Source organism: Paractinoplanes ovalisporus (assembly GCF_016834655.1).
GTDB lineage: Bacteria > Actinomycetota > Actinomycetes > Mycobacteriales > Micromonosporaceae > Actinoplanes > Actinoplanes ovalisporus.
In genome coordinates this window covers 62076-76588 of the sequence record NZ_JAENHP010000003.1, presented here as the reverse complement: position 1 = coordinate 76588, position 14513 = coordinate 62076, and the positions used below count along the sequence as shown (strand labels likewise).

General features: G+C 68.4%; 14 protein-coding genes. 7 read left to right on the top strand and 7 right to left on the bottom strand.

From position 1 onward, the window contains the following. Positions 1 to 33: 33 nt before the first annotated feature. Together JIG36_RS10505 and JIG36_RS10500 are read right to left on the bottom strand one after the other, a co-directional pair. Positions 34 to 810, bottom strand: a complete 777-nt coding sequence (locus JIG36_RS10505; protein WP_203375914.1) for a phosphotransferase — start codon at positions 808 to 810, stop codon at positions 34 to 36. Positions 811 to 849: 39 nt separating this feature from the next. Next, positions 850 to 1713, bottom strand: a complete 864-nt coding sequence (locus JIG36_RS10500; RefSeq protein WP_203375913.1) for an NAD(P)H-binding protein — start codon at positions 1711 to 1713, stop codon at positions 850 to 852. Positions 1714 to 1797: 84 nt separating this feature from the next. On the opposite strand from JIG36_RS10500, the gene JIG36_RS10495 reads away from it, so the two are divergent. Both JIG36_RS10495 and JIG36_RS10490 read left to right on the top strand, forming a co-directional pair. Then, entirely contained in the window at positions 1798 to 2523 is a 726-nt protein-coding gene (locus tag JIG36_RS10495; protein ID WP_203375912.1) for a TetR/AcrR family transcriptional regulator, read from the top strand. Positions 2524 to 2690: 167 nt separating this feature from the next. Continuing rightward, entirely contained in the window at positions 2691 to 3590 is a 900-nt protein-coding gene (locus JIG36_RS10490; RefSeq protein ID WP_203375911.1) for an alpha/beta fold hydrolase, read from the top strand. 164 nt (positions 3591 to 3754) lie between these two features. Here the strand turns inward: JIG36_RS10490 and mmsB are convergent, their stop codons facing one another. From mmsB to chvE, 3 genes are read right to left on the bottom strand one after another with little or no spacing between them, the layout of a single operon-like run. Further along, complete coding sequence (mmsB, locus tag JIG36_RS10485) at positions 3755 to 4990, bottom strand: multiple monosaccharide ABC transporter permease (protein WP_203375910.1); 1236 nt, start codon at positions 4988 to 4990, stop codon at positions 3755 to 3757. Further along, the gene (gene mmsA / locus JIG36_RS10480) at positions 4987 to 6513 is read right to left on the bottom strand and encodes a multiple monosaccharide ABC transporter ATP-binding protein (RefSeq protein WP_203375909.1); all 1527 of its coding nucleotides are present in this window, start codon (positions 6511 to 6513) and stop codon (positions 4987 to 4989) included. The genes mmsB and mmsA overlap by 4 nt, the downstream gene beginning before the upstream one ends. Continuing rightward, positions 6513 to 7640 carry a multiple monosaccharide ABC transporter substrate-binding protein gene (gene chvE, locus JIG36_RS10475; RefSeq protein ID WP_203375908.1) on the bottom strand — a complete coding sequence of 376 codons (1128 nt, stop codon included), beginning with the start codon at positions 7638 to 7640 and terminating at the stop codon, positions 6513 to 6515. Before chvE ends, mmsA begins: the two co-directional genes overlap by 1 nt. Positions 7641 to 7802: 162 nt before the next feature. Between chvE and JIG36_RS10470 the strand changes: the two genes are divergently transcribed. The 4 genes from JIG36_RS10470 (at position 7803) to JIG36_RS10455 (ending at position 10116) form a co-directional block, all read left to right on the top strand. Then, the gene (locus JIG36_RS10470) at positions 7803 to 8096 is read left to right on the top strand and encodes a hypothetical protein (protein WP_203375907.1); all 294 of its coding nucleotides are present in this window, start codon (positions 7803 to 7805) and stop codon (positions 8094 to 8096) included. A 95-nt stretch (positions 8097 to 8191) separates the two neighbouring features. Then, entirely contained in the window at positions 8192 to 8974 is a 783-nt protein-coding gene (locus tag JIG36_RS10465) for a class I SAM-dependent methyltransferase (RefSeq protein WP_203375906.1), read from the top strand. A gap of 54 nt (positions 8975 to 9028) precedes the next feature. After that, positions 9029 to 9691 (top strand): DUF402 domain-containing protein, encoded by a 663-nt coding sequence (locus JIG36_RS10460; RefSeq protein ID WP_203375905.1) that lies wholly within the window; start codon positions 9029 to 9031, stop codon positions 9689 to 9691. A 26-nt stretch (positions 9692 to 9717) separates the two neighbouring features. Further along, entirely contained in the window at positions 9718 to 10116 is a 399-nt protein-coding gene (locus tag JIG36_RS10455) for a GNAT family N-acetyltransferase (RefSeq protein WP_203375904.1), read from the top strand. 504 nt (positions 10117 to 10620) lie between these two features. Here the strand turns inward: JIG36_RS10455 and JIG36_RS10450 are convergent. Beyond that, positions 10621 to 12099 carry a fatty acid desaturase gene (locus JIG36_RS10450; protein WP_203375903.1) on the bottom strand — a complete coding sequence of 493 codons (1479 nt, stop codon included), beginning with the start codon at positions 12097 to 12099 and terminating at the stop codon, positions 10621 to 10623. Beyond that, positions 12096 to 13157, bottom strand: a complete 1062-nt coding sequence (locus JIG36_RS10445; RefSeq protein ID WP_203375902.1) for a type III polyketide synthase — start codon at positions 13155 to 13157, stop codon at positions 12096 to 12098. Before JIG36_RS10445 ends, JIG36_RS10450 begins: the two co-directional genes overlap by 4 nt. Before the next feature lie 165 nt (positions 13158 to 13322). Between JIG36_RS10445 and JIG36_RS10440 the strand changes: the two genes are divergently transcribed. Continuing rightward, a complete protein-coding gene (locus tag JIG36_RS10440; protein WP_203375901.1) occupies positions 13323 to 14216 on the top strand; it encodes a sulfotransferase domain-containing protein in 894 nt (297 codons plus the stop codon). Positions 14217 to 14513 lie beyond the last annotated feature (297 nt).

Sequence of the window (14513 nt, the reverse complement as noted above, 5' to 3'; positions counted from 1 at the left end):
AACACAGGCCGCCGAACCTGACGTGGGCGACGGTCAGCGCACCCAGAAGGAATCCGGGAAGGCTTCGACGTCCGACGCCGACTGTTCGATGTAGCCCGCGACCGGCCGCAGCGCGATCGCGGCCTGGTCCCCCGCGTCGGCCATCTCACGCATCACCTGAGCCTGCCGCCGCGCCCGCCGCACGATCACCCCGCCGAAGGCATGGCGGTCCCCTTCATAGCCATAGGAATCCAGCAACAGGTGGAGGCGGCGCGACCGGTCCGTGCTGTCGTGGAAGCCCAGCCCCTCCGCCACACTCGGCGGGCACAACGGCACCCACCAGAGCGCGGCGAACGCCAGGTCGAACTCCCTCGTCGACGGACCCGCCGTGTCCCAGTCGAAGAACCCGGTCAGCCGGTCACCGTTCACGACCGCGGCGTTGTAAGGAGCCGCGTCCTGATGCCCGACGATCAGCCCGGGTTCCATGGTGCGCCCCGCGAACCACCGCTCGTCCGCCGGCGGCACGAACCCGGCCGTCAGGTCGTGCACACGGCGGAGCCACTGCCCGACCTGCGTGAGCATCCCGTCGGTGAACGCCCACTCCGGCCACGGATAGCGGCCGCCGGCCGTCTCTCCGGGCAGGAACGTGAGCATCTCGCGCCCCTGGTCGTCGAACCCGAGCGCCCGCGGGGCACCCTCGAACCCGGCCGCCTCCAGGTGCCGCAGCAGGGCATGCACCGTCGGCGTCCACGGCGACGCCTGTTTGTGGACGACATCGCCGATCCGCGCGGCACCAACGGTGTTGCCGCCCGCCAGAACCTCTTCGGCCATGGGTGGTTTATAACCGCCACCCGGCCGCGGCGACACCGATTATCGCGGGGCGAGCAGATCTTCGATCACCTGACGGGCCGGGATCGCGGGACGCCCCAGCACCTTCTCCAGCGTCGGGTCGGTGACGGCGAACTCGCCCCGGCGGGCCGCCCGGAACATGCCGAGCGTGAACTCGGCCGCCGCCTCCGGCATGCCCGCCGCCACCGCGGACGCCTTCCAGTCGTCGTCGCCGACCACCACATGCTCGATCATGCGCCCGGCCACCTCGCTCGCCTGCTCGGCCACGGCGGCGAAGTCGAGCATGTCGGGCGCGGTCAACGGCGGCGTCGCCCCGTCGAACAAACCCTCGGAAGCGAGCGCGGCCGCGGCCACGCCGGCCAGGTCGTCGTGGGCCGTCCACGAGAACGGCCCGTCTTCGGGGACCACCAAGCGGCCGGTCTCGACAGCCGCGCCGAGATAGAACCCGAGCGTCGTGGCGTAGAAGCCGTTGCGCAGAGAGGTGAACGGCACGCCGGCAGCCGCCAGGTGATCCTCCGTCGCGGCGTGGGTCAGCTGGGGCGCGAACAGCGAGTGGTGCGACGCCGCCTGGTGGCTGGTGTAGAGGATCCGGCGGGCCCCGGCGGAACGGGCGGCGTCGATCGCGGCCCGGTTGGCCGGGACGGCCGCCGCGCCGCGGATGGAGGCCGACACGATCAGCACCTGATCGGCGCCCTCGAAGGCGTGGCTCAAGGTCTCGGGTTCGAGGAAGTCTCCCCGTCGCACCCGGACACCCCGATCGGCGAACCGCTTGGCCTGGGCTACGTCGCGCACGCTGACGCCGACCTGCTCAGCGGGCGCCAGCGAGAGCAACTGCTCGACGATACGTGAGCCGAGCTGTCCGCCGGCCCCGGTGATGACGATCATGATGAGCTCCTTGTTTCCGTCGTTACGCCGAACACGTTATCACTGTTCCTTCCATGGATAACAAGGTGCTGTTATCATCGCTACATGCAGGTTCGGGACGACACACGCTCGGCGATCGTCGAGGCGGCCACACAGATCCTTCGCGAGCAGGGCGCCCGCGGGGTGACCACCCGCGCGGTCTCCCAGGCGGCCGGGGTCCAGGCGCCGACGATCTACCGACTGTTCGGCGACAAGGAAGGCCTGATCGACGCGGTCGCCGAACACGTGATGGCCAGCTACGTCGCCGCGAAATCCCAGGCCGCCACCGACGACGACCCGGTCGCCGACCTGCGCGTCGGCTGGCAGGCACACGTCGAGTTCGGCCTGGCCAACCCCGGGCTCTACGCGTTGCTGAACGCTCCGGGCCGGGTCTCGCCGGCGACCGCGACCGGCATCGAGGTGCTGCGCCGGCGGGTGCACCGGCTGGCCACGGCCGGCCTGTTGCGGGTCGACGAGGCCCGCGCCACCGACATGATCCACGCGGCCGGCAGCGGAACGGTCCTGGCGCTGTTGCAGACACCGGCCGAGGCTCGCGATCCCGGCCTGGCCGACGCCATGTTCGAGGCCGTGGCGACCAGAATCCTCACCACCGCACCCTCCACCGCCGACACCGGCACCACCGCGGTGGCCGTCACCTTCCAGACGGCCCTGCCCGACCTGCCGGCCCTGACCGAGGCCGAACGGGCGCTGATGGCCGAGTGGCTCACCCGCTCCCTGACCGAGATGCGAGGCGGCTGGGAGGTCAACCACATCCGAGGCCGTCCGCGATGACCCGAGACGACGCAGACAGGAGCCCGGCCGCGTTCGAAGACTCCGGCGACGAACCTGGACCGCAGACGGAAGGCGAGCTGCGACGAACCGGAACACCGCAGATGCGAGGCGAGCCGTGTCTGATGGCTCCCGCGACCAGCCGGGACAGCGCAGATGGGAGGCCGGCTGTGTTCGAAGACTTCAGCGATGAGCGGGTCGATGTCGGCGAGGTCGAGCTGCGGGTGCGTCACGGTGGACAGGGACCGCCGCTGCTTCTGATCCACGGCCATCCCCGTACGGGATCGACGTGGCACCGGGTGGCTCCGAGGCTCGTGGAAGCGGGCTTCACCGTGGTCTGCCCCGACATGCGCGGTTACGGCCGGTCGGGCAAGGCCGAGGTGCGCGGCGACCACTCACAACAGTCGAAGCGGGCGGTCGCCGGCGACATGGCCCGGCTGATGCGGGCCCTCGGCTTCGAGCGGTTCGTCGTGGCCGGGCACGACCGCGGGTGCTATGTCGCGCTGCGGCTGGCCCTGGACCACCCTGACGCCGTACGGAAGCTGGTTGTCATGGATGGTGTGCCGATCAGCGAGGCCCTGGCCCGGTGTGACGCGCGCTTCGCCCGGGCCTGGTATCACTGGTTCTTCTTCGCGCAGCCCGAGAAACCGGAGCGGGCCATCAACGCCGATCCCGACGCCTGGTACAAGGGCACGCCGGAACTGATGGGCGCCGCCAACCACGCCGAGTTCCGGGCGGCGACGCGCGACCCTGACACCGTACGGGCGATGCTCGAGGACTACCGAGCGGGTCTGGGCGTCGACCGTGACCACGAACTGCACGATCGCGCCGAGGGCCGCCGGGTGACCTGCCCGACGCTGTTCCTCTGGTCCACGCGGGACGACATGGAGGAGTTGTACGGCGACCCGCTCGCGATCTGGCGCGATTGGGCCGCCGATGTCCGGGGCGTGCCGATCGAGTCCGGCCACCACATGGCCGAGGAGAACCCGCAGGCGGTCGCCGAGTCGCTGATCGACTTCCTCACCGACGGGCACCCGCCCGCCCGACGGACAACGCCGCGTACTTCCTAGCGGCTGGCGCCCGCCGCACGCTGCTCAACGGCCGCGGCCCACCCGTCGGAAAACTCCGAGCGCTTCCTAACGGATGGCGCCCGCCGCACGCTGCTCAACCACCCGCCGGATGCCTCCGAGCGCCTCCTGACGGATGACGCCCGCCGGACGTCGCTGCGTGCTTGTCAGCGGCTGGCGCCGGCCCGGCGCTTCGTCCAGACGTCGAACGCCACCGCGGCCAGCAGCACGGCTCCCTTGACCAGCATGACCTGCTCGCTGGGGGCGCCGATCAGGCTCATGCCGTTGTTGATGACGCCCATGATCAGGCCGCCCGTGATGGCGCCGACGACTTTGCCGACGCCGCCCTGCACGGCGGCGCCGCCGATGAACGCCGCGGCGATGGCGTCGAGCTCGAACTGGTCGCCGCCCGTCGGGTTGGCCTGGTTGAGCCGGCCCGCGAAGATGATGCCGGCCAGGGCCGACAGCACGCCCATGTTGACGAAGATCCAGAAGACGACCGACTTGACCTTGACGCCGGAGAGCGTGGCCGCCTGCAGGTTGCCGCCGACCGCGTAGATCTGGCGGCCGAACACGGCCCGGTTGGTCAGCAGCGAGTAGCCCAGCACGAGCGCGGCCAGCAGCACGAGCACCCACGGCAGGTTGCGGAAACGGGCCAGCTGCACGACCACGAACATGACCACGAAGCCGGCCACGACGATCTTCGCCACGAACAGCGGGAACGGCTCGACGGCCTGGCCGTACTTCACCCGACCGGCCCGCGACCGCCACTGCGTCACGACGATCCCGGCGACGGCCGCGACCCCGACCAGCAACGAGACCAGGTCGGCGCCGCCCAGAGCCCCGAGACCGATGTTGCCCAGATAACCGTCGGTGAAGCCGTTCGACAGCGTCCGCACCTCGTCGGGGAACGGGCCGATGCCGCGGTTGCCGAGGATGTTGTAAGTGACCGCCCGGAACAGCAGCATGCCGGCCAGCGTGACGATGAAGGCGGGGATCCCGAAGTACGCCACCCAGTAGCCCTGCCAGGCACCGATCGCCGCCCCCACGAGCAGCGTGATCAGCACGGCCAGGGGCCACGGGATGTCGTGGTTGACCATCAGGACGGCCGCGACCGCGCCGCTGGCGGCCACGATCGAGCCCACCGACAGGTCGATGTGGCCCGCGATGATCACCAAGATCATGCCGATGGCCAGGATCAGGATGTACGAGTTCTGGACGATGATGTTGCTGATGTTCTGCGGGGCGAGCATGTCGCCGCCGGTGAGGATCGTGAACAGGAGCACGATCGCCGCGAACGCGATGTAGATGCCGCTCTGCCGCAGGTTGATCGAGAAGCGCCGGCCCCCGCCCGTACCGGATTCGGGAATCGAGGTCTTGGCGACGTCAAGGTCGAGGCTCACCGCGGTGCCTCCGAAGTCATGAGGGTCATGAGCCCTTCCTGGGTGGCCTCGGCCCGCGGCACCTCACCGGTGATCCGCCCGGCCGAGAGGGTGTAGATGCGGTCGCAGAGCCCGAGCAGCTCGGGCAGCTCGCTCGAGATCAGCAGCACCGCCTTGCCCTCGTCCGCGAGCCGGTTGATGATCGTGTAGATCTCGTACTTGGCGCCGACGTCGATGCCGCGGGTGGGCTCGTCGAGGATCAGCACGTCGGGGTCGGTGAAGATCCACTTGGACAGCACGACCTTCTGCTGGTTGCCGCCCGAGAGTTTGCCGGTGATGCTCGAGACGCCGGGCGCCTTGATGTTCAGGCTTTTCCGGTACGAGTCGGCGACCCGGTATTCCTCGTTGTCGTCGACCCAGCCCCGCCGCGCGAGTTTGCGCAGGGCGGCGGCCGAGACGTTGCGTTTGATGTCCTCGATCAGGTTGAGCCCGTAGCGTTTACGGTCCTCGGTCGCGTACGCGATGCCGTGCGCGATGGCCTCGCCGACGGACCGCAACCGGATCTCCCGGCCGTCCTTGAAGATCCGCCCGCTGATCCCGGTGCCGTAGGCCCGGCCGAAGATGCTCATGGCCAGCTCGGTGCGCCCGGCGCCCATCAGCCCGGCCAGCCCGACGATCTCGCCCCGGCGCAGCGTGAAGCTGGCCCCGGAGACGAGCAGCCGGCCGTGCTGGGTCGGGCTGTGCACGGTCCAGTCCTCGACCCGCAGGATCTCGTCGCCGATCGTCGGCTCGTGGGGCGGGAACCGGTGGTCGAGGTCGCGCCCGACCATGCCGCTGATGATGCGGTCCTCGGTCAGGCCGGCCGCCTCGAGCGTGGTGATCGTCCGGCCGTCGCGCAGGATGGTCACCCGGTCGGCGATCTCGAGAACCTCGTTCAGCTTGTGCGAGATGATCACGCAGGTGATGCCCTCGTCACGCAGGCCGCGCAGCAACCCGAGCAGGTGCGCCGAGTCCTCGTCGTTGAGCGCCGCGGTGGGCTCGTCGAGGATGAGCAGCTTGACCCGCTTGGACAGCGCCTTGGCGATCTCGACGAGCTGCTGCTTGCCGACGCCGATGTCCAGCACCGGCGTAACCGGGTTCTCGCGCAGGCCGACTCGCCGCATCAGCTCGGCGGCGGCCGCGTTCGTACGGTTCCAGTCGATCAGGCCACGCCGGGACTGTTCGTTGCCGAGGAAGATGTTCTCGGCGATCGACAGGTTGGGCGCGAGCGCGAGCTCCTGGTGGATGATCACGATGCCGCGGTGCTCGCTGTCGCGGATGCCGTGGAACCGGCACTCCTGACCCTCGAACTCGATCTCACCGGTGTAGTCGCCGTGCGGGTAGACGCCGGAGAGCACCTTCATCAGGGTGCTCTTGCCGGCGCCGTTCTCCCCGCAGATCGCGTGGATCTCGCCGCGGAGCACCTCCAGGTTGACGTCGTCCAGGGCCCGTACGCCCGGGAAGGTCTTGGAGATGCCCCGCATGCGCAGGATGGAGTCGGTCATCAGTTGAGCTGGGACTCGGTGTAGTAGCCGGTGTCGATGAGTTCCTTCTTGTAGTTCGCCTTGTCGACGATCACCGACTCGAGCAGCATCGACGGGACGACCTTCTTGCCGTTGTCGTAGTCCGTCGTGTTGTTGGTCTGCGGCGTCTGCCCCTTGAGAACGGCGTCGGCCATCGCGACCGTGGTCTTGGCCAGCTCGCGGGTGTCCTTGTAGATCGTCGAGTACTGCTCGTTACGGATGATCGACTTGACCGAGGCCTGCTCGGCGTCCTGCCCGGTCACGACGGGGTAGGGCTGCGCGGCGGTTCCGTAACCGTTGCTCTTGAGCGCCGACAGAATGCCGATCGACAGTCCGTCGTACGGGGAAAGCACCCCGTCGACCTTGGCGCCCGAGCGATAGGTGGAGGTCAGCAGGTTCTCCATGCGGTCCTGAGCCGTCTTGGCCTGCCAGCGCAGGATCGCGACCGTCTTGAAGTCGGTCTGCTTGCTCTTGACGACCAGGGTGCCGTCGTCGATCTTCGGCTTGAGCACGCTCATCGCGCCGTTGAAGAAGAACGTGGCGTTGTTGTCGTCGGGTGAGCCCGCGAACAGCTCGATGTTGAACGGGCCCTTGGCCTCGCCCGCCGAGCCGTCCTCCTTGAGCACCTTCAGACCCGTGAGCAGCGACGTCGCCTGCTGCACACCGACCTTGAAGTTGTCGAAAGTGGCGTAGTAGTCCACGTTCGGGCTCTCGCGGATGAGCCGGTCGTACGCGATGACCGGGATGTTGTTGGCCTTCGCGTTCTCGAGCTGGGTGGTGATCGCGGTGCCGTCGATCGACGCGATGATCAGGAGCTTGGCGCCCTTGGTGATCTGGTTGTCGAGCTGCTGGGTCTGGGTCGGAATCTTGTCTTCGGCGTATTGGAGGTCGACCTTGTAGCCGAGCGCTTCGAGCTGCTTCTTGAGGTTGTCACCGTCGCTGATCCACCGCTCCGAGGAGCGGGTGGGCATGGTGACACCGATCAGGGCGCCCGTGGTGTCGCCGGTGCCGGCTTGCTGGTCGACAGTCTTCTCACTGGAACCACATGCGGCCAGGGAAGTGGCGAGCACAGCGACGGACATCACCGCGCCCATCCTGGACAGTCTCATGCGGAACTCCTTGGGGTGCGTCGGAGCGGGAGTGCGGTCGAGTGTGAACGGTCACACGAACGGGTGTCAACCGTTCCGAGCAACGTTGCCGACATTTGGTCGAAACGTTGTTATCGATAACAGCCAGGTCTCGACGGCGCCCCGGCATGATGGGATGAACCGATGAACCCCGTCGATGCGACGCCCCGGGAGGTGACGCCTCCGCTGATCGACACGCTGTTGCTCGACGTCGACGGCGTGCTGCAGTTCCCCCGCGCCGCCTTCGTGGCCGCCATCGAGCACGACTACGCATGGAAGTCGGGCTTCCTGGCGTTCCAGCACGAGCTGATCAACGACCCGGCCGAGGCGCGGGCCCTGGTCGGCGACGGCGAGCTGATCAGGACAGTTCCGGCTATGTGGCCGGCGCCCGCGCGGCCGGAATCGCGGCCGTGCGCTATCGAAGCAACGCGCACTTGATGAGCGAGTTGAGCGCTCATGGACTGCTTACCGCCTGAAGTGCAGTGGGTTCAGACCCCACGATGTGTCGTCCGGCACCGACTACGCTCCCGGGCATGACGGCACATGACCGCCAGTCGGTGGCGAGGACTGACGGCGACAGCGTCCCGGATTCGAGTCGGGCGTGGCAGGAGCTCACCGCGGACTACGAGCAGGCGCGCGCCCGGGAAGACTCCCTGGACCGGCTGGTCGAGTGGCCGGCCGAGCGGGACATGCTCGGCGATGTCAGCGGCCGCTCGATTCTCGACCTGGGCTGCGGCAACGGCGGCAAGCTGGCCGAGCTGCTCCGCGACGGCGCGGTCGACTGCGCCGGCGTCGATGTCGCGGGAAACTTCATCACTCCCCCGCCGACCGGCGCCGAGCTGATCCGGGGCGATCTGTCCGACCCGGAATCGTTACCCGAACTGCGTGGCCGCACATTCGACCGGATCCTGTTCCTGCAGTCGTTCGGCTACGCCAAAGACCCCGTACACACCTTGCGGGCCGCGCGGTCGATGCTGAATCGGGACGGTTTCATCCTGCTCACGAGAACGCAGCCCATCCGCTACGCCGTGGAACGCGCCGAACAGAACGGAACCACGGTGGGCGAGGAATACTTCTCTACGGCCGACTACACATACCGCACCGGCTGGAACGACCACATCGCGCTGACAAAACGCACCTACACCATGTCCGACCTGCTCAACGTGTTCAGCGCGGCCGGCCTGTGGATCGAGACCGCCGACGAGCCCCGGCTCAGCGCCGAAGCCGCACGCCGTTACCCGCACAAGCAGGCGTGGATGAACAAATACCTGGGAATCCTGATCTTCAAGCTGCGACCCCTCGCTCCGCGCTCGTAAGACCGGCCTCGACAAGCAACCGTTCTCCTTGATCAGCTCCGATAGCCTCCGCCCATGACCTTTGCTGTCGGCGATGATGTGCTCTATCGGGACTACCGGGGGAACGGACAGCTCATCGGCGTCATGCCGCAACGGGTCATCGCCGATGACGAGCGGGGCATCCTGACCTGGCGGCCCATCGGCACGCCTTGGCTCTTCCGCCGCACTGCCGACGGCCGTGACCGGCGCGAAATCCCCTTTCACGCGCGCCACACCGTCGAGTGGCGGCTCGCGTCACTGACCTGGACCGGTCTGCATGTCCTGCACCTGTTCCGGCCCGACCACGCACATTCCGTGTGGTCGATGTTCAACCCCGACTTCACGCTCCATTGCTGGTACGTCAATCTCGAAGCACCACCCGCACGGTGGGCCGACGACGACCTGGCCGGCGTCGACACATCCGACCACGCCCTCGACATCGTGGTCATGCCGGACCGGCAGTGGCAGTGGAAGGACGAGGGCGAATACCTCGAACGCGTCGGTCACCCCGACTACTGGACCGCCGACCAGGCCGCCGACATCCGCGCCGAGGGCGAGCGTGTCATCAAAGACATCGAAGCTGCCGCGTTCCCCTTCGACGGCGCGTGGCTCGACTTCCGGCCCGACCCGGCCTGGCCGGTGCCCGCCTTACCCGCCACGGGCTGGGACCGGCCGAGCGCCATCAATGAGCTCATCTGAACGGTCCGGCGTGGTCTCCTTGCCCCATGACGATCACGCTCGTTACGCGCTTCCCGGTCGACGACGCCACGCTGAGCACGCTGCACGCGCGAGCGTTCGGCGGCGATCCGGCGGTGGTGACGCCATGGGCGGCACGCCTCTCGCGACACGCAATGACCTGGGTCGGCGCTTTCTCCGGAACGCGGCTCGTGGGCTTCGTCCAGGTCTGCTGGGACGGCGGCACTCACGCGTTCCTGCTGGACACCGCCGTCGACCCGGCCGAGCAGCACTCCGGCATCGGAACGGCCCTGGTCGAGGCCGCCACCACCGAGGCACGGGCCGCGGGCTGCGAGTGGCTGCACGTCGACTTCGAGCCGCATCTGAGGCACTTCTACCTGGACCGATGCGGCTTCCGCCCAACCGACGCCGGCCTGATCCCTCTGTGACGATCCGCCGGCACCGAACGTCGCGGCCGTGCTCGCGGCCTGCCTCACGACCCCGTCCACCGTCGGGGTGACGTTCGAACTGCCGCCCCGACAACCGGTCATCCCCTCATGTTCGACCAGTCCGCAACGAGCATCCCGCCCATCCACAACGAGCACCCCTCATGCTCGAGTCATCCACAACGAACATCCGCACAAAGCCTGCGCTGCCTGCGAGCAATTCGCGCAGAGACAGCCAAACGCGCAAACATCGAGCCGCCAAACGAACAACCCGCGCACGAACAGCCGACCTCCGAACACCAACCGCGCGACATCGACCCGCCCACGAACCACATCCCATTTCGGGTTACCGTCGGCATCCCCCAGGTCGGGCCCGGCCGCCGAGCGTCGGTCTCCGCAGTTCCCAGGACGATTCCGGTGCGCAGAAACGCTCAACCGCGCAACACCGAACCACCCCACGGGTGCCTGTCGGACGGACCGTGGGTCGCTGCTGGGACGGCGCTGCGGTTACACACCGACGCCGCGGAAGCCGTCTGCTGTGTAGCGGGCGATCATCCCGAGTTGGCCCATCCGGATCGGGCGGACGGCCGGGCCCGGCGGGATCGGGAGGCCGCCTGCCGACCGGATCGGGTTGTCGCCGACCGGTGGCGGGGGCGGGGGCAACGGCTTCGCCGGGCAGAACAGGTAGTGACGGATCACCGCGGGGAAACGGTTGAACAGCAGGTTGCGCGGCCTCTCCCAGGTGATGCCGGCGCGCTCGGCCACCGCCCGTACGGTGGCCTCGGTTTTGAGGTTGGCGAAGCCCGACGCCTGGTAGGGCAGCACGTGATGCACCCGGTGCGGGCTCAGGCCGGCGCTCAGCCACAGGTCGATCCAGCGGTTGCCGACGATCGTCAGGTCGTAGCTGAGGCAGATCTGGTTGGCCGCCCAGTCGTCACGCAGTGCCACCGGAATCACCGAGAGGTCGTCGGGCGCGTCGTCTTCGAAGTCGTGGCTCGACACGACCAGGAACGTGTTGAACCACAGAGTGAGGAAGAACTGCACGAACCAGGCCAGCCAGTGCCCGGTCACCACGCACGCCACCAGTTCGACGAGGAGCCACGCCCGGACGAGCCAGAAGTCGGCCCGGATCGCCGCGTTGCCGCCGCTCTGCTCGAAACGCGCGATCTCGCGCGCCCGCATGGACAGACCGAGCAGGCAGATGCCCAGTTTGTGCACCGTGTAGCCAGGGACGCGCAGCAGCGGATGCAGCCGCAGCATGCCGTCGAAGAACGTCTTCTTCACGTCGGCGCCGGAACCCATGTAAGGGTGGTGCAGCAGCACATGCCCGTCCGTGCCGATCAGGCTCGTCCCCACGTAGTTGATGTCGAACAGCGCCTTGCCCAGCGGCGTCTGCAGGCGACGCTTGTCGTTCCAGCGCCGGTGCAGGTGGTAGTGCCCGGCGCCGGCCAGCGAGGTACGGGTCAGCACCATCACGATCACGAACGTCCAGGCCGGCGCGAACCCACCCACGAACAGGGCCAGCATCGCCACGTGGGCCAGGCCGATCGCCCCCGTGACCAGGTCGAACCGGCGGTCGAGCCGTTTCAGGTCGCGCTTGGAGAACTTCGCGTTCACCGCCGTACGGATGTCGGCCAGCAGGCTGCCCTCGTCGGCGTAGTCGAGCCGGGGCAGGTCGCGGGCGGCGTCGAAATCGGGTTCGAGCAGGAACGGCGGCACGCCCAGTTTGGGCAGCACGTCACTTTCGGTGAAGCCCTCGATCTCGTACCGGGAAAGGAACTTCCGCAGCCGTACGGGGTCACGGTGGTAGGTGTGGATGAGCGCGCTGATGTCGCGGCCCTGGCTGGGACCGAACCACGTCGCGCCGCCCGGGTGGATCTTCGCCCATTCGGTGAGGTCGTACGCGCGGCCGTCGACGATCCAGAACGGACGTCCTTCGGGCAGAACCGTGCCGGTGCGGGGTGAGCTGCGCACGTCGTCGGTCATGGCTGGGCCTCCCGCCCGGCGGCGAACTCGATCAGCGCCGCCTCGATCTGCGCCCCCGGCCCCATCGTGATCATCACGCCGTGCTCGCCGGGCCGGGCCGAACCCTCGTCGAGCAGGCGTTCCAGGCTGACCAGGAAGCTGCCGCTGGAGATGTTGCCGAAGTCGCGCAGGACCGACCGGGTGTGCCGCACGGCGTGTTCGGTCAGGCCGAGGCTGCGCCGAGCGCCGTCGATCACCGCGCCGCCGCCGGTGTGCAGCACCCAGTGGCTGATCGATTCCGGTCGGAGCCCGTTGCGTTCCAGCAATCGGCCGACGGGCTTCGAGACATTGTCTCCGATGACGTACGGGATGTCGCGGTCGAGATGAAAACTCCACTTCCCCACGTCGTCGTTCCAGTCGAAGCGCATGGCATCCCACCGGTCGGGCATGCAAAAGCTTTCAAAATCGCGCACGTACGGCCGGATTCCGCTCGCCTCACTGGTCACGACCGCGGCCGCGGCGCCGTCACCGAAGAGGCTGTTCACCATTCCCGTACGCGCGCTTTCGTCACGCACGTACATGGCAGAATTGATTTCGCAGCAGACGAGAAGAGCGACCCGTCCCGGGTGGTTGCGCACCCATTGCACAAGAGGGTTCATGCCGTTGAGGCCGGCATTGCAGCCCATGCCGACCACGTCGGCGCGCAGCAGCGCGGGGTGGAAGCCGAGCTCGCGGGAGAACAGCGAGCTGAGCCCGGGCACGAGGAAGCCGGTGGAGGTGACGCAGAGCAGATATCCCACGTCGGACGGGGTGAGGGCCGCCGCTTTGAGGGAGGACGCGATCGCCCGGCCGCCGATCTCGAGGGCGCCGCGACGGAACTTGGCGTGCAGCTCGGCGGGCGACTCGTCGGGGACACGACCGGTCACCGGATCGGCCGGCGGCAGGAACAGACGACGGCTGCGGATGTGCGGGGCGGCGAGCAGTTTGCGGGCCACCGGGTTGTCGAGGCCGAGCAGCGCGCCAACCTCGTCCTGCGAATACGAAACGTCCGGAAATGCGCTTGCGACCGAAGCGATCACCGCATGACCCGGACCATTATTGATCATCCAAACGCCCCCGCTTGACTGGTTCGGCGAGAACGCTATCGAATGCCGGACAGGCCCGCCACCCCGCCTTTCATAGCGGCATTTTGGCTCGTATTCGCGGCGTTATCCGGACTATCTGACGTCTGTTAATGTCCGCTCGTGCAGCGCTACCTCACGACCGAAGAGGACAGTGCCCGCTGGCACGGTTTCCCGTTCCGCCCCGGCGACATTGTGATCAGCACCCGCCGCCGCACCGGCACGACCTGGCTGCAGACGATCTGCGGCCTGCTGATCTTCCAGACCCCCGAGCTGCCGGCCCCGCTGTGGCACCTCTCGCCGTGGCTCGACCACCAGATCGAGCCCGTCGCGCACATCCACGCCCGCCTGGCCGCCCAGCCGCACCGGCGCTTCATCAAGACCCACACCCCGCTCGATGGTCTCCCCTATCACCCCCAGGTGACGTACGTGGTGAGTGGCCGCCACCCTCTCGACGCGCAGGTCTCCCTGTTCCACCACCTGGCCAACCACCGCGGCGCTCCGGCCCTCGACCCACGCGCCGCACTGCTGCACTGGATCGGAACCGACGAGGGCCCCGAGTCGCTGCCCGCCGTGCTGCACCACGCCACCGACGCCTGGCAACGACGGGGACTGCCCAACGTGGTGCTGATGCACTACGACCAGATGGCCGCCGACCTGCCCGGCCAGATGTATTACTTGGCGGCTCGCCTGGGTATCGCCGTCCATCCGCAGCTGTGGCCCCTGCTGATCGAGTCGGCGGAGTTCTCCCGCATGCGCGACCGGGCCGGCCACCTCGTCCCGAACTTCTTCAAGGACACACGCGCGTTCTTCCGCCGAGGCACCTCAGGCGCGGCCGCCGAGCTGTTGACCGCCCCCGAGTTGGCCGCCTACCACCGCCGAGCCGCCGGCTTGGCCCCACCAGACGTCTTGACGTGGTTGCACGGCGCCCAGCCGGCCCCGACCGGTTCAGAGGCGCCACACATCGAACGACCGCCGACCGGCCCCGACCGGACCGGGAGCGCCGCCGCACGCTGATGGAACGCCCCGCTGAACCAGGAGCGCCGCCGCACACTGACGGAACCCGGTGCTGGACCAGGAGCGTCACTGCGAAGGTGGATGGCGTGGCGGGATCACTGGGCCGCCCTTCGGATGGCGGCTGTGGCCGCGGCTCGCAGTCTTGCTCGGCGGGCCCGGCGCGCGCGTAGAGCTGATGGCGGGACCGGCGGACGGGACGGCAGCGAAACGGGGCGGGACACGGGCTTCGGGTCGGTGTTCATGGCAGGGACGCTAGGGTCTGTTTCGTAGCTGGGGTGGGAGCGAGGCGCGGTCCAG